This window comes from Mesorhizobium sp. M0816 (assembly GCF_040320005.1).
Classification (GTDB): Bacteria; Pseudomonadota; Alphaproteobacteria; order Rhizobiales; family Rhizobiaceae; genus Mesorhizobium.
The window spans coordinates 40,493-60,751 of sequence record NZ_JAMYOT010000020.1 but is presented as its reverse complement, the minus strand read 5'-3'; the positions used below and the strand labels follow the sequence as shown (position 1 = coordinate 60,751).

Here is a 20,259-nt window from a genome sequence, read left to right as displayed (position 1 = left end):
GATACGTTCAGCTGCGTCGAATGACAAGGAGTACGTTTCGTGCCCTTGGGAGGCATTCGGTCGTCTGAACTGGGAGGAGTTTTGAATGGGTATCGGATCGAAAGCCCGGCGGTTTGCGCTGCTTGCCGGCATGGCTGTTTGCGTTCTTGGTACGTCCGCCGCCGAAGCGGCCGGAAAGCACAAGATATTTCTCAGCATGAGCTTCATCGGCAATGATTGGCAGGCCGAGGCCGCCAACATGGTCAAGGCGATGGCGTCGCACAAGAGCATGGCCGACAAGGTGGACCTCCAGGTCCAGGTTGCGGGGCCGAACGCACAGCGCCAGATCCAGCAGATCAATGCCATGGTCCAGGCAGGCGCCGAAGCCATCGTGATCTTCCCGATCTCGCCGACCGCGCTCAACCAGGTGGTGAAGAACGCCTGCGACAAGGGCGTGAAGGTGTTTGCCTACGATGCCGAGATCACGGAGCCTTGCGCCTACAACGTCCATATCGACCAGGAAGAGGCTGGCCGCGTAACGGCGGAGTGGCTGGTCAAGAAGCTCAATGGCAAGGGCAACATCATCGCGGTGACCGGCGTTCCCGGCACCTCGGTCGATGATCTGCGCACCAAGGCCGCGAAGGAGGTGTTTGCCAAGCATCCCGACATCAAGATCGTCGGCGAGGCTGTCGGCATGTGGAGCCAGGCGGTGGCCCGTACCGAACTTTCCAAGATATTGGCGACGCGCAGTTGGGACGACATCAACGGGCTGTGGATGCAGGTCGGCTGCTTCACCGCCAATTCCATGCAACTCGAGGCCGGCAAAAAGGTCAGCGAACTCCTGCCTTGCGCCGGCGAGGGCTCCAATGGCGGGCGCATCCAGATGCTGCCGGAGGGCACGGAGGTCGAGGGCGCAACCTCTCCCTATGCGCCGCTCGGCGCGCCGCGCATTTCCTACGCGTCGCCGCCTTATTCCGGTGCGCTGGCCCTCAAGCTTGCGGTCGAGGCGCTTGACGGCAAGGAGGTTGCCAAGAAGACGATCCTGCCACTGCCGGTCGTCACCAACGAGACGATAAAGCTTTGTGACGAAGGCACCTGGGCGGAGATGAAGGCTGGCTGCAACGCGTTCAAACCGTCGTTGGTCTCCAACCCCGGCTGGTTCGCCTCGATCTTCTCCGACCAGACACCTGAAATCGGTCTCGCCGCCGCCCTTGTCGGCCAGCCCGAGGAGTAAGGCTCTCCGAAATGGAGCGTGGGGTGCCTTTCGAGGCACTCCACGCACCTTTCATGCAGGCCGGGACTGGGATAATGATGTCAGCGCATTCGACAGCTGTCGGCATAGAGGGCGTCCGCAAGGCGTTTGGCGCAACAGTCGCCCTCGATGACGTTTCCTTCGAGATCGCTTCGGGCAGCGCGCATGCCTTGCTTGGCGAGAACGGTGCGGGCAAGTCCACGCTCGTCAAGCTGCTGTCGGGACTGGTGCGGCCCGACGAAGGGCAAATCACCGTTCTTGGTGAACCGGCGCCACTCGGTTCGCCGCGCGCCGCGCACGCCAAAGGCGTGCAGACAGCCTTCCAGGAAATGACGCTGGTGCGCGATCTCAGCGTTCTCGACAACATGCTGCTGCCCTACGCGCCTGTCGGCCCGATCGGCCTGATCAAGCGGTCGGCCGCGCGCAAGGCGGTGCGCCAGCACATTTCCGATCTCGGGTTTTCGGTCGATCTTGATGCCGAAGTGGCAACGCTCGATCTCGCCGTCCGGCAGAAGATCGAGATCGCGCGCGCGCTCTATCGCAAGCCGCGCATCCTCTTGCTCGACGAACCGACCTCGACGCTGTCGGGCGGCGATGTCGAATGGCTGGGCGGCATCATCGCGCGGCTGAAGGCGGCCGGTACGACGGTCGTGTTCATCACCCATCGCATGCGCGAGGTGCGGGCCTTCTGCGATACGCTGACCATTCTCAGGAACGGCCGTCATATCGTGACCGCACCGGCTGCCGATGTCCCGGATGGAGAAGTAATCGAAAAGATCATCGGTCGCAGCATCGCCCAGACCTTTCCGCCGAAACCCGAAAGCGAGGCCGTCTTCGGTCCTCCGGTGCTCGGCGTACGCGATCTCAAGGCCGGGAGGAAGCTCGACGGCGTCGGTTTCGACCTGCGCAAGGGCGAGATTCTCGGCATTGCCGGGCTTCAGGGCATGGGCCAGCTCGACCTGTTCCTCGCCTGCTTCGGCATGGCCGAGATCGAGCGCGGCCATATCCTGGTCGACGGCCGCATGGTTTGGCTTGGATCGCCCGCCGATGCGCTCAAGCCCAACATGGCGATCGGGCTGGTACCCGAGGACCGCAAGACCGAAGGCCTGTTCCTGAAACTCTCGGGCCGGCAGAACGTATCGCTGCCGGTCGTCGCGCGTTTTACCCGATTTGGCCTGATCAGCAGGGACGAGGAGGCGCGGGCCGTACAGTCCGCCTTCTCGACGGTCGAGGTCGACCACCGCGCCATGTGGACTAGGGCGGGGGCGTTTTCGGGCGGTAACCAGCAGAAGATCGCCATCGCAAAATGGTTGGTCGCCGAAAGCCGCATCCTGCTGCTCTTCGACCCAACCCGCGGCATCGACGTCGGCACCAAGCACGAACTCTACGTGATGATGCGCGACTATGTGGCGGCCGGCGGCTCGATCCTTCTGCATTCAACCGAAATTCCCGAGCTGGTCCATCAATGCGACCGGGTGCTCGTCCTCTATGACGGTCGCCTGGTGGCGGAGCTTGCCGGCAACGACATCACGGAAGGCGCGATCATGCGACCGGCGCTGGGACACGGCGACTTGGTCCGGGAGGCGGCGGAATGAGCGTGACGAGTTTGCCCGCCGCGGCACCGGCCACGACATTGTCGCGGCTTCTCGCGCGGCACAGCGGCGCGATCATCGCGGCGATCGTCTTTGCCGTGCTCCTGCTGATCGTTGATCTGGTCAGTGCCGGGCGGCTCACCTATTTCGACATTTCGTTTCTCTCCAGCGGCGGCGCCACCTCGGCACTGGCGGCGATCGGCCAGACCGTGGTCATCCTGTCCGGCGGTTTCGACCTGTCCGCCGGCGCGGTGATCTCGCTGGTCAATGTCGTCCTGGCAAAAGGCATGGATCCGATGGCGACCGGCACCAGTGTCGCGCTGTGGACCTTGGCCGGAATTGGTGTCGGCATGCTGGTCGGCGCCTTCAACGGCTTCTTCATCGCCGTCCTGCGCATGCAGCCAATCGTCGTCACGCTGTCGACCATGTTCATCCTGCAGGGGGTAACGCTGCTGGTTATGGACAAGCCGGGCGGCTTCGTCTCTCCCGATCTTGGCGCCTTCTATCTCGGTGATGCCATCGCCGGCTGGATACCGATGCCGCTGGTGGTTATTGGTGTCGTCCTGCTCGGCTGGTTCTGGCTCAAAGGCACACGCTTCGGGACGGCTCTCTATGCGATCGGCAGCGATCCGGATGCGGCCACATCGGTCGGCGTGCGCGTCGTTCTCGTGCGCTTCCTGGTCTACGTCGTAGCCGGCGGCTGCTACGGGCTTGCCGGCGTCTTCATCAGTGCCCAGACCGGCAGCGGCGATCCGCTCGTCGGCAACCCGTTGTTGCTGTCGATGTTCGCGGCGGTCGTTGTCGGCGGTACAAGGCTGGGCGGCGGTCAAGGCGGGCCGGTTGGCACTGTCTTTGGCGCCTACATACTGATGATGGTCGTCAACATCCTGCTCGTACTCAACGTCTCGGCCTATTATTCGACGATCGCCGAGGGCACAATCCTGATCCTTGCCGTGCTTGCCGGCTCGCTGTCGCATGGCTCCGTGCTCGCCCGCCAACTGCGTGCGCTACGGGCGCGGTTGGCCGCATGGCGCGCCGGAATGCTGCCCTCGCAGATCGATCGCACCGACCGGCGGCTGAGAATCGCGCGTGGCAGCACCGACGATCAGCAGGCGCCGCAGCCGGCCTTCCATATCCGCAATGCCGAGACGCTGCGTTATGCGCTGCCGGCCTATGTCTGCCTGGCCATCGTCGTGATCGTCACCCAGATCTGGCTCGGACGCGCCATTGTCAACGTCACCTACTGGAACTCGCTGTTCGTGCTGTCGAGCTTCCTCGCCATCCTGGCGCTTGGGCAAGGTAGCGTAATCCTCACCGGCGGGCTCGACCTGTCGGTGCCGTGGATGATCGGTCTCTCGGGCATCCTGCTTGCCGGCATGGTCAACGGCTCGGATGCTGCACTTGCCTATGCGCTGCCGGCGGTGCTGCTCATCGCTTGCCTGATCGGTCTTGCCAACGGCATCGGCATCGTCTTCCTCGGCATTTCGCCGATCGTGATGACGCTGGCCACCAACGGCATTCTGCAAGGCGTCGCGCTGCTCTACTCGCAGGGTACGCCGGCCGGCTTCTCCTCGCCGATGCTGCGCTGGTTCATGACCGGGAAGGTATTCGTTGTGACGCCGGTGGTGCTGTTCATGATCGCCTTCGTCGTCTTTGCCGTGCTGCTGCTCGGCCGCACCGCTTTCGGCCGCCGGGTTTATGGCATCGGCAACAGCCTGCGCGCCGCCCAGCTCTCCGGCATCGCGGTCGGGCGCACGCTCATCCTCGTCTATGTGCTGTCGGCGGTCTGCGCGGGGCTCGTCGGCATCATGCTGACCGGCTTTTCCGGCCAGGCCAGCCTCGGCATGGGTGACGACTATCTGCTGCCCTCGATCGCCGTAGTCGTCGTCGGTGGTGCGCTGATTACCGGCGGGCGCGGGCACTATCTCGGCATGCTGGGGGGCGTGCTGCTTTTGACCGCGTTGCAGATGCTGCTCGCCGGCACGACGCTGCCTTACGCGACGCGGGCGATCCTGTTTGGGCTGGTGGTGCTCGGTGCCGTCATGGCGCTGCGCGAAAGGCGGATTCAGTGAAAGGAATGGAATAATGAGCTCAAGCGCACCGGCATCGGCGGACGAATTCCTGACCGGGCTCAAAGGCCAGCGCGTGCTGGTGACGGCGGGTGCCGGCGGCATCGGCTTTGCCATTGCAGAGACGCTGTCGAGGCTCGGCGCGCGTGTCGTGATCTGCGATATTTCCGACGAAGCATTGGCTGCCGCTCCGAATAAGATAGCGCTTGCCGCCGCGGTCAAGGCCGACGTCTCGCGCGACGACGATGTCGACCGGCTGTTCGAGACCGTCAAGGAGAAGCTCGGCGGGCTCGACGCCCTGATCAACAATGCCGGCATTGCCGGGCCGACCGGCGGGGTCGATGAGATCGATCCGGCAGACTGGCGGCGCTGCATAGACATTTGCCTGACCGGCCAGTTCCTGTGCGCGCGGCGTGCCGTGCCGCTGATCAAGGCGGCGGGCGGGGGCTCGATCGTCTCAATGTCTTCCGCCGCCGGCCGCCATGGCTACGCGTTCCGCACGCCGTATTCGGCTGCCAAGTTCGGCGTTGTCGGCCTGACCCAGAGTCTTGCCAAGGAACTCGGACCCCATGGGATCAGGGTCAACGCCATCTTGCCCGGCATCATCGAAGGGCCGCGCATCGACAAGGTCATTGCCGACCGGGCAAAGCAGCTCGGCGTTTCAAACGAGGAGATGACGCAGCGTTATCTGCAAAACATCTCGCTGCGCCGCATGACCAGCCCATACGATGTTGCCGCGATGGTCGCCTTCCTGCTTTCCGATGCGGGCGTCAATATTTCTGGCCAGTCGCTCGGCGTCGATGGCAACGTCGAGACACTCTGAGGGGGAGATCATGGCGAAGGTAGCAATTGTCGGAAGCGGCTTCATCGGGCGAGCGTGGGCGATCAGCTTCGCTCGTGCAGGCCATGATGTGCGCATGTGGGACCAGGCGCCGGCCGCGGCCAGCGGTGCGCGCGACTATATCGCTGGCGTGCTCGGCGACCTTGCCGCCAACGATTTGCTGCGGGGACAGGCGGTCGATGCCGTGCTTGGCCGCATCACCATTGTGGAGGAGCTTGGCGAGGCCCTGGCCGATGCCGTCCACGTCCAGGAGAACACGCCGGAAAACCTCGAGGTGAAGCGGGAAGTGTTCTCCCGGATCGACGCAATTGCCGGTCCGCAGGCGGTGATCGCCAGTTCCACCTCGGCGCTGTTGCCGTCGAAATTCACCGATCATCTTGAGGGGCGCCATCGCTGCCTCGTCGTGCACCCGATCAATCCGCCCTATCTCATCCCGGCGGCGGAAGTCGTGCCGGCGCCATGGACCTCCGCCGAAACGGTGGAAAGGACCCGCGCCTTTCTTGTCGAGGCGGGCCACGCGCCGCTGGTGATGAAGCGCGAACTCGACGGCTTCATCATGAACCGCCTGCAAGGCGCGCTGTTGGAGGAGGCGTTCCGGCTCGTCGCCGACGGCTATGCCAGGGTCGAGGACGTCGACACGGGCCTGCGCGACGGGCTGGCGCTGCGCTGGTCGTTCATGGGTCCGTTCGAAACGATCGACCTCAACGCGCCTGGTGGTGTGCGCGACTATGTGGAGCGCTATCAGGCGATCTATTCCAACATCTTCCCGCAGATGCTGCGTCGGGTCGACTGGGCCGGCGAGGTCATGGAAACGGTCGAGGCCGAGCGCCGCAAGCGGCTGCCGCGAGAAGAACTCAGCGAACGGCAGGTCTGGCGCGACCGCCGGCTGATGGCGCTGGCGGCGCACAAGAAAAAGTCGGATCAGGAGTTTGGACGATGACGCAAACAAGCCGCAAGCCCGGCGCCCAGCAACCCAGCGGCAAGGTCATCATCACCTGCGCGGTGACGGGGGCGATCCACACGCCAACCATGTCGCCCTATCTGCCGATCACGCCGGACCAGATCGCCCGCGAGGCGATCGCGGCGGCCGAGGCTGGTGCGGCAATCCTGCATCTGCATGCCCGCGACCCCGAGACCGGCAAGCCCGACCAGACGCCAGAGGCGTTCGCGCGTTTCCTGCCACGCGTCAAGCAAGGTACCAATGCCGCCATCAACATCACCACCGGCGGCAGCCCCTACATGAAGGTCGAGGAGCGTGTGCGTCCCGCCGCCCAGTTCAAACCGGAAGTCGCCTCGCTCAACATGGGGTCGATCAATTTCGGGCTCTATCACCTCGCCGACAAATACGAGACCTTCAAGTTCGACTGGGAAAGGCCGCATCTGGAAGCGACGCGTGATCTCGTCTTCCGCAACTCGTTCAAGGACATCGAATACATATTGGCGACCTGCTACGACAATGGGACGCGCTTCGAGTTCGAGTGCTACGACATCGCCCATCTGTATAACCTCTCCCACTTCGCTGATCGCGGACTGGTGAAACCGCCGTTCTTCGTGCAGTCCGTGTTCGGCCTGCTCGGCGGCATCGGCGCGCACCCGGAAGACGTTGCCCATATGAAGCGCACCGCCGACCGGCTGTTCGGCGATCAGTTTCGCTGGTCGGTGCTGGGTGCGGGCGCCAGCCAGTTGCGCATAGCCGCGCAATCGGCAGCGCTTGGCGGCAATATCCGCGTTGGGCTCGAAGACAGTCTGTGGGCCGGCAAGGGCAGGCTTGCCAAGTCAAATGCCGAGCAGGTGGTGCTTGCCCGCAAGATCATCGAAGGCCTCGGCATGGAAGTGGCAACGCCCGAAGAGGCGCGCGAAATCCTGTCATTGAAGGGCGGCGACCAGGTCGCGTTCTGACCGGTTTCTGCAAGGTTCGAACAGAGGAGGACGGCATGAAGATCGAAGTCGTGGTGGACGTGAAGACCACGCTGGGCGAGGGACCGCTGTGGGACGTTGAACAGGAGCGCCTCTACTGGATCGACAGTTTCGACGGGCGTGTGTTTCGAGCGACCGCCGACGGGAGCGAGATCCGTTGCTGGGACGTGCCGATGAAGATCGGTTCGATGGCATTGCGCAAGGACGGCGGTGGCGCGGTGGTATCGCTGCAGCGCGGTTTCCATCTGCTTGATTTCGCCACCGGCGAGGTGACGCCGATTCACGATCCGGAGCCGGACAGGCCGATGAACCGGCTCAATGACGGCAAGGTCGATCGGCGCGGCCGCTTCTTCGCCGGCTCAATGGACACGATGGAAGAGGGACCCTCCGGCGGGCTCTACCGGCTCGATCCGGATTTCTCCGTTACCAGAATAGATTCCGGCATCATCTGCTCGAACGGTCCGTGCTGGAGCCCGGACGACCGCACCTTCTATTTCGCCGACACCTGGACCGGCGAGATCTGGGCCTACGACTATAATATCGAAACGGGTGCCGCCAACAACCGGCGCACCTTCACCCGCGTCGATACCAGCCGGGGAGGGGCGGCTGACGGCTCGACCGTCGATGCGGAAGGATTCCTGTGGAACGCGCTGGTCTATGACGGCAGGCTGGTGCGTTACGCGCCCGACGGCAGCGTTGATCGCATCATCGACATGCCCGTCAAGAAGATCACCAGCGTCATGTTCGGCGGGCCGAAGCTCGACACCCTGTACGTCACTTCGATGGCCAAGCCGCCGCTGCCGCGCTTTCCAAGCGACGGTGTCTTGCGCGGCAGCCTTTTTGCCATCACCGGCCTGGGTGCAACGGGAGTTCCGGAGCCAAGATTTGCCGCATAAATCGGTGTTTAATGGCGATCATTCTCCCCGCCTCTTGGCGCCACCCCAACCTCCCGCCGCAGGGCAACCGGCGCTGGAAGCTCGTGCCGTGCGGTTCTGGCGTGGGGTCGTGTCAGGAACTAAGAGCACCAATGGCGGCAGCACGGCAGGCGCTGCGCGAGCCATCACCAGTCCCGTGTTGAGGCATGTGGGTTTCCGCCATCAACCGCTTCGTCATCGACCACAAGCTGCACGGATAGCGGTCTCGTCCAGTTCAACGCGATCGAGTGGCTCGGCACCGATCGCGACAAAGATTGCAGTTTTCATTCTCAAATTTCCTCTGATCAGGTTCGGCAACATGCCGGACTTGAGCATTGGATCAGGCGACGGACGCGAATGCGGAAAGGCCGCGTGCAATATTTTTCGACCGATTTGTTGCGGTGGATGCGGCGTCCATTCTCGGCGTCGCAAAGTCCATCGATGACGGAGAGATGGCTAGGCCGGGTCGTTCGGCGCCGCGCAAATCGTCGAGGGCGCCGCATAGGCGCCCCGCATCTGCTCATTTCTCGGCGGCGATCGCAGCGGTCGACCAGGCGCGCGCCGTCGCCGCGATGACTGCGAGCGTTGCCGTGGTTCCGTCCGCCTCGCCTTTTTCAAAGTCGCCTTCACTCCGCGCCATGGCATTGGTTACATGCGCGAAGCAGACGACCGACCGTTTCATCGCGGTTGCAAACGCATACAGGGCGGCAGCCTCCATTTCCACGGCAAACGCGCCCAGCTCCCGTGCAGACGCAATCGCGATCTCGGTTTCGCGATAGGGCGCATCCGTCGTCCAGGTCGCACCGCGATGGACAGTGACGCCGGAAAGACCCGACAAAGCCCTCTCGATGCGAGCGAGAAGCCCTGCGTCGGGGGCTTCGGCGAAGGTCGCTGGCGGAAGATAGTGGTAGCTCGTGCCCTCGTCGCGCAGGGCGCGATCGATCAGCACGAAGTAGGGCGTCGCTCCGTTGTCGGTGACCTGGCCAGCGGACGTAACGCTGACGAGCAGGCGGCAGCCCGACGCAAAAAGCTGCTCGGCCACGAGCACTGCAAAGGGAGCGCCCACCGCGCAGCCGATGATGCCGATCTCGCCGATGTCGTCGAGATCGAAGGCAAGAAGCTCGGTGTGGTAGCAGGCCCACCCCTCATGGATTCGTCCCGTGCCCGTTCGTCTGAGGTGCCGCACCACGTCGCCATCGGGATCGAGGACACACACTGGAGGAACGGCGATGAGCGGCAGTCCCTTCTGTCGACGCGCTTCGCGCAGCAGAGCCTCCGGCCGGAACACGGAGGGAGACGCATGGTCGTTGCCGTTCACGATCGGCCACGCCGCGCCCTCTCTTCCCGTTTCGCCTGCTTTTCGATCCATGGGACTAGCGCGTGTGTCTCGTTTCAGCCAACCGCTTCGACCGGCAGCCCTGCAGCCTTCCATTCGGGATAGCCGTCCTCAAGCCGACGGACGAGATAACCCCGCTCTCGCAAGGCGGCGACCGCTTCGAACGAGAGAACGCAATAAGGGCCGCGGCAATAGGCGATCACTTCCCGATCTGCCGGAAGCTCGCCCAGGCGGCGCTCCAGCTCGGCCAGCGGGATGTTGAGGGCGCCCGGGAGATGTCCGACCGCAAACTCGTCCTCCGGCCGCACGTCGAGAACCGTGACCGCCCCGTCATGCAGCCTCGAGACCAGGTCTTCGCGCGACACCGGCTCCAGCGCATCGCGCGCACGAAAGTAGTCGGCCATCACGCGGTCGACCTCGGCCACGTTTCGCTCGCCGACACGGCCGAGCGCCTTGATCAGTGCCACCACCTCGGCATCACCGGCGAGGTTGTAGAGCACATGCTTGCCGCGGCGCGCCGTCTCGACGAGGCGCGCGCGCCGCAGGATCTGCAGGTGGCGCGACGTGTTGGCGAAGCTCAGGCGGGTTCGCGCGGAGAGTTCCTCGACGCTGCGCACCCCTTGCGCCAGGTGCTCCAGAAGCTCGAGCCGGTGGGCATGGCCGAGCGCCTGCGCCACCTCGGCGAGGCTTTCGTAGATCGCTTGTTTCGGTCCGATGCTTGACACGGCAGCTCCTCAGTGGAACAGTCAGCGGAATGATTGAATGTTTCTAACCCTTCGCAGCAGGGAGTGCAACCCCATGATCCTTCGCCAATTCCTCCACACAGATCCGGTCGGCATCTCCTATCTTTTCGGCTGTGGCGGCAAGTCGGCCGCAGCCGTCGTCGATCCAGTCGGCGACATCAAGCCTTACCTGCGCGCAGCTGAAGACGCCGGCATGCGCATTCATTTCGTCATCGACACGCATGTTCACGCCGACCATCTCTCCGCCGGCCGCGCGCTCGCCGAGGCTACCGGTGCGGAGTACGTGCTGTCGACCGAGGCGGACGTCTCGTTCCCGTTCAGAGGAGTACGCGACGGCGACGTCCTCCCGCTCGGCAACGTGAGCGCGACGGTCATGCATACGCCCGGGCACACGCCTGAGCACATCTGCCTGCTCGTGATCGACCGCACGCGGGCCGCCGAGCCCTGGTTTGTGTTGACCGGCCACACTCTGATGGTCGGCGATCTCGGCCGCACCGAGCTAGCGGTCAGCGCCGAAGAAGGTGCCAAAGACCTCTTCCGGAGCGCCGGCCGCCTCAAGGCTCTTCCCGACCATGTCGAAGTCCTTTCTGGGGCCTATGCCGGCTCGGTCTGCGGCCGGCGTTTGAGCGGCAAGCCCTGGTCCACCATCGGCTTCGAGAAGCGCCATAACGAGGCCTTCGGAATCGAGGACGAGGCCGAGTTCATCTGCTTCATGCTCGCCGAGATTCCGCCGGCCCCGCCGCAGGCCGCGCAGATCAGGACCGCCAATTCCAGCCACACGGCTGCCGCGGCCTGACCGATGAGAGTGGCAAAATCGGATTCTCGGTCGGCGAGCTCGGCAGTCAGGCTGGGCCTTAGAGAGAACTGGCCGCAGTTCGCGCTGCTCATCCTGATCAACGCCTTCGTCGGCGGCATGGTCGGGATCGAGCGCACCGTTGTGCCGCTCATCGGCGCCGAGGAGTTCCACATCACCTCGACGACGCTCGTCGTCTCCTTCATCATCAGCTTCGGCCTGGTGAAGGCCTTTGCCAATCTCGTCTCCGGGCAACTCGCCGATATCTGGGGCCGCAAGCGCGTTCTCGTCCTCGGCTGGCTTGTTGGCCTGCCGGTTCCCTTCATGATTATCTGGGCGCCGAACTGGGAATGGGTCATCGCCGCCAACGCGCTTCTCGGCATCAACCAGGGGCTTGCCTGGTCGATGACGGTGATCATGAAGGTCGATCTCGTCGGACCGAAGTCGCGCGGCTTGGCCGTCGGCCTCAATGAGTTCGCCGGCTATCTCGCCGTCGGCGTGACCGCGTTTCTGACTGGCTATGTCGCCTCGCGATATGGCTTGCGCCCGGCGCCGATCTATTTCGGCATCGGCTATGCAATGCTGGGAGCCGCGTTGTCGATCCTGCTGGTGCGCGATACGCGAGACCATGTCCGGCTGGAGGCCTCCTCGCACACGCAGAAGGCTGCGCCGATCCGTTTCCGGGAAGTCTTCGCGCTCACGTCGTTCAAGGACCGTAATCTCTTCGCCGCCTCGCAGGCCGGCCTCGTCAACAACCTTAATGACGGCATGAGCTGGGGTATCTTCCCGCTGTTCTTCGCCTCCTTCGGCCTCGGCGTCGAGCGCATCGGCATTTTGAAGGCGATCTATCCCGCGACGTGGGGCATCTTGCAGATCGCAACCGGCCCGTTGAGCGACCGTTGGGGCCGCAAGGGCCTGATCGTCGCCGGCATGTGGGTGCAAGCCGCGGGCCTATTCCTCACGGCCGCAACGCGCCAGTTCGAGTGGTGGCTCGTCGGCAGCCTCCTTCTTGGCCTCGGCACCGCCATGGTCTATCCGAGCTTGATCGCCGCCGTCTCCGACGCCTCGCATCCGACCTGGCGCGCCCGCTCGCTGAGCGTCTACCGCTTCTGGCGCGACCTCGGCTACGCGATCGGCGCGCTCTCCGCCGGGCTCATCGCCGATCGCTTCGGTTTTTCGTGGGCGATCGCTTCGATTGCCGCCCTGACATTTCTCTCGGGGTTGGTCGTGGCCGTCGCGATGCGCGAACCCGCTCTCTCTCGCGCGTCTTCGATGCCGCATCCATCCTCGAGGCGGGCAACCTGACGATGATTGCAGATCGAAGTCCGACTGGCCGAGCAGTTGATCCGGCGCAAATTCGCCGCGCTGCTTTTGACCTAGACTGCGGTTCAAATCGCGACCGCGACTTGCCGGTTTTTGCGTTTGGAAGCCGCAGCCGCAAGCGGGTTGGAACGGCTTCCGCTGAGCTCTGCACAAGAAGGAGGTTCCCATGACGTTGACTGCACTATCACGCGCGACTGCGTTAGCTGCCACCATCGCCACCGGCATGACGGCCGCAGACGCCGGGCAAACAACCGCCGTCGACCCGCACCACCCCGATTCGAGGACTGCACAGGCCACCCCACCTGCTGAGCCTGGAGATGCGGCGGGACAGGACCAAGGAGCACAGCCCGCTCAGCCCGGCGGGATGCCTCCTGGAATGATGGGCCAAGGCATGATGGGTCAAGGGATGATGGGAGGCATGCCAATGATGCGCATGCACGGGCACATGATGAAGATCATGTTCGCCATTGCCGACACGAACGGCGACGGCGGGCTTTCCTTCGAGGAGATTACGACCATCCAAAAGCGAATCTTCGACAAGGTCGACGCAGACAAGGACGGCAAAGTGACGCCCGAGGAGGTTCAGACCTTCATGCGGGAGTAGCCGCACGTCGGGCGCGGGCGAGCTTCGCGGCCGCGCCGCCCATCCAATGCTGATCCATGATGAAGGTTCTGGTTCCGATATTCGTCGCTGCGGGCGCGGTCCTCGCGCCAAATGCTCTGTGGGCTCAGGCACTTTCGGACGCCGAACGATACGCACGGGGGGCCTCATATGATGGGGTGGGGTGGAGGCTGGCCCATGATTTTCGGGCCGCTGTTCATGATCCTCTTTCTCGCTGTGCTGATCGCGGCCGGGTCCCTCTCGTCCGCTGGGTCGGCGGCCCGTGAAGACAACGGCGCCACCGCATCACACGCTGCCGGCCGCACGCCGCTCGACATTCTCAAAGAGCGCTTTGCGCGCGGCGAGATCGACAAATAGAGTTCGAGGAGCGGCGCCGCGTTCTCGGCGAATGGGGCGGGCTCGTCGCACGGCTGATGGTTGCGGAAGTCGCCTTTTGATGGAGGCGCATTCGAAGAACCGAAGAAAGGGACACCTGTGCAGATCCGGTTCATCCTGAATGACCCGCCCTATGGCACCGAGCGGTGTTACAACGGCCTGCGCCTGGCTCTTGCTCTCATCAAGAACGAGCGCGGAACCGGAGTCACAGTGTTCCTGATGGCCGACGCCGTGGTGGCCGCAAAGGCGGGTCAGAAGACTGCCGACGGCTACTACAATGTCGAGTGCATGCTGAAGGGGGCAATTGCCGGCAAGGGGCAGATCTTGCTGTGTGGCACTTGCATGGACGCGCGCGGCCTGACTGAAGCCGATGTCATGGCTGATGCAAGCCGCAGTACAATGAATGAACTCGCGGCCGCCATCATCGCCGCCGACAAAGTACTGGTGTTCTGATCCGATGGCTCAGATCTATCTCGACTACAACGCCAGCACGCCGATCGATCCCGCGGTGGCAACGGCAATGCAACCCTTCCTCGACGAAGCCTTTGGCAATCCGTCCAGCGGCCATTGGGCGAGCACGCCGGCAAAGGCCGCACTGGAGCGCGCCCGCGGCCAGGTCGCCACGCTGCTCGGCGCGGCGCCCGACGAGATCGTGTTCACAAGCGGCGGCGGTGAGCCAATTACCTTGCCATCAAGGGCACGTTCTTCGCGCTCAAGCACGAGGGCGAGCACATCATCACCACCGCCGGTCGAGCACCCCGCCGTTCTCGCCCCCCTGTCGGTTTCTCGAGCGCCTTGGCGCGACGGTGACCTATCTGCCCGTCGGCTCGACGGGTGGGGTCGATCCCGAAGCCGTGCGCCGTGCCATCACCCCGCGCACCGTCCTGATAAGCGTGATGCACGCCAACAACGAGGTCGGCACGATCCAGCCGATCGAGGACATCAGCGCCATCGCCCGGGAGCACGACATCCGCGTTCATACGGACGCCGCGCAATCGGTCGGCAAAATTCCGATTAGGGTCGATGCACCCGGCGTCGATCTGCTCACGATCGCCGGTCATAAGCTTTACGCACCGAAGGGTGTGGGCGCCCTCTATGTCCGCCGAGGTGTCGAGTTGGAGCCCCTGATCCACGGCGCCGGCCACGAGCAAGGCCGGCGCGCCGGCACCGAGAGCGCACTGCTCGCTGTCGGCCTCGGCGCGGCCTGCATCTTGGCGCAGGACCTCGCGCCAATGGAACGCGTCCAGGCTCTGCGCGATCGCGCAGAAAAATACAACCGCCTTGCGGCGCTTAAAGCCCGCTTCGATCCTTCAAATCTCTTCCGGCTGAACCAGAATATTGAACCGACGCCTTCACTCGTTGCGCTTCGGTAAGTCTGCTTCCCACCCAATTGATACCTAGAACGCTCGATCGCGGTATAATCCCAGCCCATGCGCCGACCGGCTCGGTCGCGCCACTTCCTGACTTTCACGACAACAGCCGACAAGGTCGTGTTGCACTCCTGCAGATCTTCACGATCGGCAGATGGTGCGGGCGGGGTTTGATGAGCAGGCTTTTCGACGGGACATGATCCTCGTTTGTGTCGAGGCCCGCAAGCGGCCGCGCGCAAGGATGCACCACGAGTTCTGACGGTCATCGACGAATTCCTCGACTTCGTGCATGTCAAACCTCACTTGGCAGGCGATGCCCGAAGAGGCAGCACCAAGCTGCGCAGCACGTCTCTGCCATATCTCGTCATCGGCTCACGAGAAGTTTCGCCAAGGAATCGGTCGAGCGCCGCCTTTCGGGAATCGCGGTCGAGAGCGGAGGTTAGTCTAGTTCAAATCGTAGACCGAACGAAGAAGACCGGTGGCCTCGTCCCGAGAGAGCGGCACATCGAACGCCTTGGGGTCCAGAGTATCGTCGGCTTGAGCAAGTTCGAGGAATTTTCGCAGATCCTCGCGGATCGGGTCGGCTAGCTTGATTGAGGCGTCTCTGCGCAACAACTGGACCAGGCGGAAGACATCGTTGCGATGTTTCTTGATGTTCTTGCCATCGATCTTCTCGCCTGCCTCTGCGCGTTTGGTCAGATCGAGAAAGGCGCGGGACTTGAACGGAATGAGCAGTGTTTCGTCTATGACCGTGACGCCATCCACCTTGCGTTTCGCGGCCTGCAGCGCCTCGTAGTAACCCTCGTCGAGGAGGATCGCCGAGAGACTGACGATGTCCTCTTCGACGGGGATGGGCGTGAGCGCTGCGTCCTCCGGAAGCTCGAGAGCCCCCGGCTTGCGCGAAAAGAGTTCGATCATGAACGGGAAGCTTTGGTTTTTCGGCTTGTGGAAGCGATAGAATTCCTTCTTGCCATCGCTGCGCTCCCGCGCCTGATAGCCGCCTGCATCAAGAAACGCCTGGAAAGCCGCGCCGAATGCGGGATCGACCACCTCGACACAGAGCACCATGTCGATGTCTTTGGTCGCTCTGAACGGAAGACCGGCCGCATCGAAGAGCAGGTCGCACGCGGCCCGCCGATGATCGCGTAGTGATCCTCATGTTGGGCGAAATGCTCCCGGAACTTCTCGATGCCGGTTACCATGCGATGTTCTCCAACAGATGTTCTGCCGCCATGGAGACACGCTCGTCACGGTGGTCCCTGAAGTGCGCATAAAGTGACAGCGGGTCCACGGTGTCGGTATCAGACAAGGCGGCAGGGTCGTACGACCATGTTTCGATGACGAGATCGGCTTGATCGCGGGAGGTTTCAACGAAGCCGGAGGCTTGCGCGATGGCTTTCCAGTTGCCGGCGGCGACGGCGTAGGTAATTATCGACGGCCGGGACAAATCGGTCAGCGCGGCAAGCGCCCATTCGCCCCCCTGCTTGAGCGGTGCCTGGGAGTGATCGCCTCGGACGAATTTCACCGCGCGTACCGGGCTGCGGAGGAGATCGCGCGCTGCCTCGAACAGCTGGCGTCCTTCCGCCTTGAATCGGATGTGTCTTTCCTTGCCGTGCTTTTCGGTGCGTGCGAGGCCCGATGCAGCCAGATCGTCGAAAGCACGACCGATCGACATTGCCGAGTAGCGCAGTCGCGCGGCAATGAGCGACGGGATCATCGCCTCGTCGGCGTGCCGCAAGAGATGGTCGAACAACACAGCTTGCGCCGCCGGTGATAGACCGTCGTCATGCCGCTGTCTGGGGGCCCGAAAATGCTCACGCAAATCCATGGCGAGGTCAGGGATGTAGAGCTGGTTCCCGGGAACGACGAATGGGACGCGTTGACCGATCAGGCGTGCGCGGTTGTGTGCGCTCAGTGATGGAGCAGCGAATATGACGATTGCGTCAATCGAGTTGCGGACCAAACCGACGTGCTTGGTAATGTCGGAAGGGGTAGCGGCACTGTCCAGGGCGGCAAGGAAGACGCACCGTCTTCCCGCTATCCGCGCTTCGTAGAAATGGTAGGCCCGATCGAGGAATGAAGGAAGGTTTTGTGGGGCTGTAGATTCCTGAACCCGAACGTGGTCATGAAGCGTATCTCCGAGATAGCGCTCAAGCGTCTCGGCGAACGCTCCTTCAGTGCTGATCCGGTCACGTTCTAACATTGATCTGCACGCTAACCCTCGTTAGTGTTATTATGCAAGTGTGATGTTAGAAGCAAATCAGGCAGCAGCTCCGTCCTATGGGGATTACATGACCGCATCGATCAGGCGGGCATGCGCACCGAAGTTGCGGATGTCACGGCTTTGGCACGAACTCGAGCAACGGCGCGTAGGGCGGCCCCACCAGCGGCGGATAGCGGCGGTAGGTGTTGTAGACCGCTCCGTCCTGCATCGCGAAGACGCTCCACCCTGCGCTCACCGACACGGCCGACTGGAGGTCCGGCGCACCGACGTCGTCCCGGTAATCCTGCAGCCATTGCGGCGCCTCGCGGAGCAGCTGCCCCATGTCGAACTCGTCGCGGGCGATTCCGGACATCTCCTCCCGGTGGAATGCGAAGCCGTAGTCGAACAGGAAGTCGTCGCCGCAGGCCGACACGTAGGGCATCGTCCACCCGCGCTGTGCCTTAGTTGCCATCAGCTTCTCCAGCGGCGCCAGCGACATCGCGATGAGCGTCACGTCGCGGTCGTTCACGTGCGTGATCATGCCGCCCAGCCCATCGCCGACCGAGGTGCAGCCCGGGCACGCCATCTTCCAGTCCTCCCCGAACATCAGGTGATAGATGAGGAGCTGCGAGCGGCCATCAAACAGCTCCGGCAAGGACTTGGGCCCGTCGTCGGTGGCGAAGGCGTAGTGCTTCTCGACCGGAACCCAGGGCAACTCACGCCGCTGCTTGGTGACGCGCTGTTCGTGCGCCGCCAGCTCCTGCTCGGCCGCCAGCAGCTCCTTGCGGGCGGCCTGCCACTCCTGCTCAGTCGCGACCTTCATCCGATCTTCCTATGTTCGACCTCGTCCTTGTTGAAACCGCGCGGGAGCAGAAATCTCATCGGCACCTGGAAGTCGACGGCCTCCGCGACCCGTCCGTCCTCGAGGTGCAGGACGCACAGGGCGAATGGATGGTAGCCCGGCTCGCCCGGCGGGCACAGGTACACCGCGACGGCGGGCTGTAGGTTCGCCGCGGCGGGGACAAGGAGATGCGGCCCGGGCGCGGCGTGCTTGTCGCTGCCGCGGCGGAAGGCATCAAGGCTGTCGTACCACTGCGGACGCGGGCCAGTCAATTTGCGAGCCGCGATAGTAGCGCCGGCGCTGTCGCCGGCACTCACGCCGACGTTACAAGTTTGCACGTCGTGCATTGCACTCCAACGGTGTTGGACTGATCGATATTGACGACACCCCTCGTGCCGAAATCCAGATCGCTGACAGTCTGAACTTGCATTCAGCTTGGATCATGTTGCGCACGGTCAAGTTGCCGGTCGCCATGGCGGCAAACGCCGGTCTAGCCAGCACAATCGGAGCAAGCGCTGCGATACTTGGCGGGAAAAAGTGGTTCGATCACGCGTTCCAACGCATGGCCAAGTGGAACGAGATTCTCCGGATAGAGGAGCTGATGTTTCAAGCTCGTGCCTGGCGCCCAGTCATGATCTGGCGAACTCAGGCTCGCTCGGATCATCCGGTCACCAAAGCAGTCGCAGCGTTCGCCGCCAATCCAGCGTGGACAGGGCAGGCGGCGTCTTTGCCTGCCGATCCAGTGGTGGCAGGAGGTGGAGTGCCGCGGACTGGAGGGCGCGCCCCGTCATCTGGCGGGGAAGCGGAGCGGCCGTTCAGGCCTCTACTACTATTGTCGGCGCGCCGGGTCTGGCATGGCCGATGATGCGAGCCAAAGGATAACCTTCCGCGACGATCCTCTCGACGAGCGCCGCTGCGCGGTCGGTCTCGCAAGCAACCAGCAACCCGCCCGAAGTCTGTGGATCCGTGAGAAGATGGCGTCGCCACTCGGGCATGCCGGGAGGTAAGCTTACCGCGTCGCCATAGCTCGCCCAGTTGCGCCGCGATGCGCCGGTGACGTGGCCGTCGACCGCGAGCGAGGCAGCTTCGGAAAAGAGCGGCACGTCGTGGCTGCAAATTATCAGCGTGCACCCGGAACCGCGTGCCATCTCGAGGGCATGTCCGAGCAAGCCAAATCCGGTCACGTCGGTGACGGCGTGGACGCTCGCGTCCTGCGCCAGCTCCGATCCGATCCGGTTGAGAAGGGTGGTGGAGGCGATCATTTCGCGATAGCCGCTCTCGGAAAGCGCCTGCTTCTTGATGGCGGCGGAGTAGATGCCGACGCCGAGCCCTTTCGTCAGGATCAAGGCGTCACCCGGCCTGGTGTCAGAATTGCGTCGGATATCTCCGGGTCGGCATGTGCCGATGACTGCGAGGCCATAAATCGGCTCCGGCGAGTCGATCGAGTGGCCACCTGCAACCGGGATTCCGGCGTCGGCGCAGACAGCTTCGCCACCTTTCAGGATTTCGCGGACCATGAGCATCGGGATCTTGTCGAGAGGCATCCCGAGGATCGCCAGCGCCATGATCGGCCGGCCACCCATCGCATAGATATCGGACAGGGCGTTGGTTGCGGCAATCCGGCCGAAATCGTAGGGGTCATCTACCATAGGCATGAAGAAGTCGGTGGTCGCGATGACGCAAGTCGCGCCGTCGAGTTGCCAGACTGCCGCATCGTCGCCGGTCTCCGTGCCGACGAGAAGCTGATGATAGGGACTGGCAGCCGCCGGATTAGCGAGAAGCTGCTGCAGCACTGACGGTGCCAGCTTACAGCCGCAACCGCCGCCATGGGCGAGGCTGGTCAGGCGCACAACGGGCGCATCGGTTATTTCGGGCGAGAGGGCGATTGCCATAGTCGTCGAGCCTCCTCTGCTGGCACGCTTTAGTAGGGATCAAGGTCAACCGGAATGGAAAATACGATCGCGCCAACGCACGGCGCGTTTGGAGCACGCTTGCTCTCAGCGGATTTCGTTAAGTTAGGAAAGGCAAGCACCGTATCCGGCGTGCGAGGCATCGCCGTCATTGGGTATCGATCGAAAGGCGCCCCGAC

The 20,259-nt window shown here is 63.4% G+C and carries 20 protein-coding genes and 1 pseudogene; 14 read left to right on the top strand and 7 right to left on the bottom strand.

Going from position 1 to position 20,259, the window contains the following annotated elements; genetic code table 11:
• Positions 1 to 85 precede the first annotated feature (85 nt).
• The 7 genes from NKI17_RS26045 (at position 86) to NKI17_RS26015 (ending at position 8,546) form a co-directional block, all read left to right on the top strand.
• Positions 86 to 1,213 carry a sugar ABC transporter substrate-binding protein gene (locus tag NKI17_RS26045; RefSeq protein ID WP_352644330.1) on the top strand — a complete coding sequence of 376 codons (1,128 nt, stop codon included), beginning with the start codon at positions 86 to 88 and terminating at the stop codon, positions 1,211 to 1,213.
• Between the two features lie 74 nt (positions 1,214 to 1,287).
• Entirely contained in the window at positions 1,288 to 2,826 is a 1,539-nt protein-coding gene (locus NKI17_RS26040) for a sugar ABC transporter ATP-binding protein (protein WP_502894611.1), read from the top strand.
• A complete protein-coding gene (locus tag NKI17_RS26035) occupies positions 2,823 to 4,895 on the top strand; it encodes an ABC transporter permease (protein WP_352906994.1) in 2,073 nt (690 codons plus the stop codon). The genes NKI17_RS26040 and NKI17_RS26035 overlap by 4 nt, the downstream gene beginning before the upstream one ends.
• Positions 4,896 to 4,908: 13 nt before the next feature.
• Positions 4,909 to 5,715: an SDR family oxidoreductase gene (locus NKI17_RS26030; RefSeq protein WP_352644326.1), complete on the top strand. Its 807-nt coding sequence runs from the start codon at positions 4,909 to 4,911 to the stop codon at positions 5,713 to 5,715.
• A 10-nt stretch (positions 5,716 to 5,725) separates the two neighbouring features.
• Positions 5,726 to 6,673 (top strand): 3-hydroxyacyl-CoA dehydrogenase, encoded by a 948-nt coding sequence (locus tag NKI17_RS26025; RefSeq protein ID WP_352678607.1) that lies wholly within the window; start codon positions 5,726 to 5,728, stop codon positions 6,671 to 6,673.
• On the top strand, positions 6,670 to 7,632 hold the full coding sequence (kce, locus tag NKI17_RS26020; protein WP_352906993.1) for a 3,5-dioxohexanoate:acetyl-CoA acetone transferase: 963 nt from the start codon (positions 6,670 to 6,672) through the stop codon (positions 7,630 to 7,632). The genes NKI17_RS26025 and kce overlap by 4 nt, the downstream gene beginning before the upstream one ends.
• A gap of 35 nt (positions 7,633 to 7,667) precedes the next feature.
• Complete coding sequence (locus NKI17_RS26015; protein WP_352579365.1) at positions 7,668 to 8,546, top strand: SMP-30/gluconolactonase/LRE family protein; 879 nt, start codon at positions 7,668 to 7,670, stop codon at positions 8,544 to 8,546.
• Between the two features lie 538 nt (positions 8,547 to 9,084).
• On the opposite strand, the gene NKI17_RS26010 is transcribed toward NKI17_RS26015, so the two are convergent.
• Complete coding sequence (locus tag NKI17_RS26010) at positions 9,085 to 9,933, bottom strand: nucleoside phosphorylase (RefSeq protein WP_352906992.1); 849 nt, start codon at positions 9,931 to 9,933, stop codon at positions 9,085 to 9,087.
• 23 nt (positions 9,934 to 9,956) lie between these two features.
• Entirely contained in the window at positions 9,957 to 10,625 is a 669-nt protein-coding gene (locus NKI17_RS26005) for an ArsR/SmtB family transcription factor (protein WP_352644317.1), read from the bottom strand.
• A gap of 73 nt (positions 10,626 to 10,698) precedes the next feature.
• On the opposite strand from NKI17_RS26005, the gene NKI17_RS26000 reads away from it, so the two are divergent.
• The 7 genes and pseudogenes from NKI17_RS26000 to NKI17_RS25970 all read left to right on the top strand — a co-directional run bounded on the left by NKI17_RS26000 (position 10,699) and on the right by NKI17_RS25970 (position 15,129).
• Entirely contained in the window at positions 10,699 to 11,439 is a 741-nt protein-coding gene (locus NKI17_RS26000; protein ID WP_352906991.1) for an MBL fold metallo-hydrolase, read from the top strand.
• 9 nt (positions 11,440 to 11,448) lie between these two features.
• Positions 11,449 to 12,741: an MFS transporter gene (locus NKI17_RS25995; protein WP_502894609.1), complete on the top strand. Its 1,293-nt coding sequence runs from the start codon at positions 11,449 to 11,451 to the stop codon at positions 12,739 to 12,741.
• 184 nt (positions 12,742 to 12,925) lie between these two features.
• Positions 12,926 to 13,363, top strand: coding sequence for an EF-hand domain-containing protein (locus NKI17_RS25990; RefSeq protein ID WP_352644312.1), 438 nt, complete (start codon positions 12,926 to 12,928; stop codon positions 13,361 to 13,363).
• Positions 13,364 to 13,558: 195 nt separating this feature from the next.
• A complete protein-coding gene (locus NKI17_RS25985; protein WP_352877083.1) occupies positions 13,559 to 13,738 on the top strand; it encodes an SHOCT domain-containing protein in 180 nt (59 codons plus the stop codon).
• 117 nt (positions 13,739 to 13,855) lie between these two features.
• Entirely contained in the window at positions 13,856 to 14,209 is a 354-nt protein-coding gene (locus tag NKI17_RS25980; RefSeq protein ID WP_352906989.1) for a DsrE/DsrF/TusD sulfur relay family protein, read from the top strand.
• Positions 14,160 to 14,384 (top strand): annotated as a pseudogene (locus tag NKI17_RS25975) (aminotransferase class V-fold PLP-dependent enzyme); the annotation flags it as partial. The gene NKI17_RS25980 and the pseudogene NKI17_RS25975, both read left to right, overlap by 50 nt.
• 178 nt (positions 14,385 to 14,562) lie before the next feature.
• Positions 14,563 to 15,129, top strand: a complete 567-nt coding sequence (locus tag NKI17_RS25970) for a cysteine desulfurase family protein (RefSeq protein WP_352877089.1) — start codon at positions 14,563 to 14,565, stop codon at positions 15,127 to 15,129.
• 441 nt (positions 15,130 to 15,570) lie between these two features.
• Here NKI17_RS25970 and NKI17_RS25965 read toward each other — a convergent pair whose 3' ends face one another.
• The 5 genes from NKI17_RS25965 to selD all read right to left on the bottom strand — a co-directional run bounded on the left by NKI17_RS25965 (position 15,571) and on the right by selD (position 20,062).
• Entirely contained in the window at positions 15,571 to 16,194 is a 624-nt protein-coding gene (locus tag NKI17_RS25965; protein ID WP_352906988.1) for a hypothetical protein, read from the bottom strand.
• A 127-nt stretch (positions 16,195 to 16,321) separates the two neighbouring features.
• Positions 16,322 to 17,329: a hypothetical protein gene (locus NKI17_RS25960; protein WP_352906987.1), complete on the bottom strand. Its 1,008-nt coding sequence runs from the start codon at positions 17,327 to 17,329 to the stop codon at positions 16,322 to 16,324.
• A gap of 133 nt (positions 17,330 to 17,462) precedes the next feature.
• Positions 17,463 to 18,152, bottom strand: coding sequence for a DUF899 family protein (locus tag NKI17_RS25955; protein ID WP_352906986.1), 690 nt, complete (start codon positions 18,150 to 18,152; stop codon positions 17,463 to 17,465).
• Positions 18,149 to 18,517 (bottom strand): sigma-70 family RNA polymerase sigma factor family protein, encoded by a 369-nt coding sequence (locus NKI17_RS25950; protein WP_352637127.1) that lies wholly within the window; start codon positions 18,515 to 18,517, stop codon positions 18,149 to 18,151. The genes NKI17_RS25955 and NKI17_RS25950 overlap by 4 nt, the downstream gene beginning before the upstream one ends.
• A 468-nt stretch (positions 18,518 to 18,985) precedes the next feature.
• Positions 18,986 to 20,062: a selenide, water dikinase SelD gene (gene selD, locus NKI17_RS25945; RefSeq protein ID WP_352637125.1), complete on the bottom strand. Its 1,077-nt coding sequence runs from the start codon at positions 20,060 to 20,062 to the stop codon at positions 18,986 to 18,988.
• Between the last annotated feature and the right edge of the window lie 197 nt (positions 20,063 to 20,259).

Bases quoted from the DNA above. Each gene is read 5' to 3' on its own strand.
- NKI17_RS26045 (WP_352644330.1), top strand. From the start codon at position 86: ATGGGTATCGGATCGAAAGCCCGGCGGTTTGCGCTGCTTGCCGGCATG.
- NKI17_RS26040 (WP_502894611.1), top strand. From the start codon at position 1,288: ATGATGTCAGCGCATTCGACAGCTGTCGGCATAGAGGGCGTCCGCAAG.
- NKI17_RS26035 (WP_352906994.1), top strand. From the start codon at position 2,823: ATGAGCGTGACGAGTTTGCCCGCCGCGGCACCGGCCACGACATTGTCG.
- NKI17_RS26030 (WP_352644326.1), top strand. From the start codon at position 4,909: ATGAGCTCAAGCGCACCGGCATCGGCGGACGAATTCCTGACCGGGCTC.
- NKI17_RS26025 (WP_352678607.1), top strand. From the start codon at position 5,726: ATGGCGAAGGTAGCAATTGTCGGAAGCGGCTTCATCGGGCGAGCGTGG.
- kce (WP_352906993.1), top strand. From the start codon at position 6,670: ATGACGCAAACAAGCCGCAAGCCCGGCGCCCAGCAACCCAGCGGCAAG.
- NKI17_RS26015 (WP_352579365.1), top strand. From the start codon at position 7,668: ATGAAGATCGAAGTCGTGGTGGACGTGAAGACCACGCTGGGCGAGGGA.
- NKI17_RS26010 (WP_352906992.1), bottom strand. From the start codon at position 9,933: ATGGATCGAAAAGCAGGCGAAACGGGAAGAGAGGGCGCGGCGTGGCCG.
- NKI17_RS26000 (WP_352906991.1), top strand. From the start codon at position 10,699: ATGATCCTTCGCCAATTCCTCCACACAGATCCGGTCGGCATCTCCTAT.
- NKI17_RS25990 (WP_352644312.1), top strand. From the start codon at position 12,926: ATGACGTTGACTGCACTATCACGCGCGACTGCGTTAGCTGCCACCATC.
- NKI17_RS25985 (WP_352877083.1), top strand. From the start codon at position 13,559: ATGATTTTCGGGCCGCTGTTCATGATCCTCTTTCTCGCTGTGCTGATC.
- NKI17_RS25965 (WP_352906988.1), bottom strand. From the start codon at position 16,194: ATGGTGCTCTGTGTCGAGGTGGTCGATCCCGCATTCGGCGCGGCTTTC.
- NKI17_RS25960 (WP_352906987.1), bottom strand. From the start codon at position 17,329: ATGTTAGAACGTGACCGGATCAGCACTGAAGGAGCGTTCGCCGAGACG.
- NKI17_RS25955 (WP_352906986.1), bottom strand. From the start codon at position 18,152: ATGAAGGTCGCGACTGAGCAGGAGTGGCAGGCCGCCCGCAAGGAGCTG.
- NKI17_RS25950 (WP_352637127.1), bottom strand. From the start codon at position 18,517: ATGCACGACGTGCAAACTTGTAACGTCGGCGTGAGTGCCGGCGACAGC.
- selD (WP_352637125.1), bottom strand. From the start codon at position 20,062: ATGGCAATCGCCCTCTCGCCCGAAATAACCGATGCGCCCGTTGTGCGC.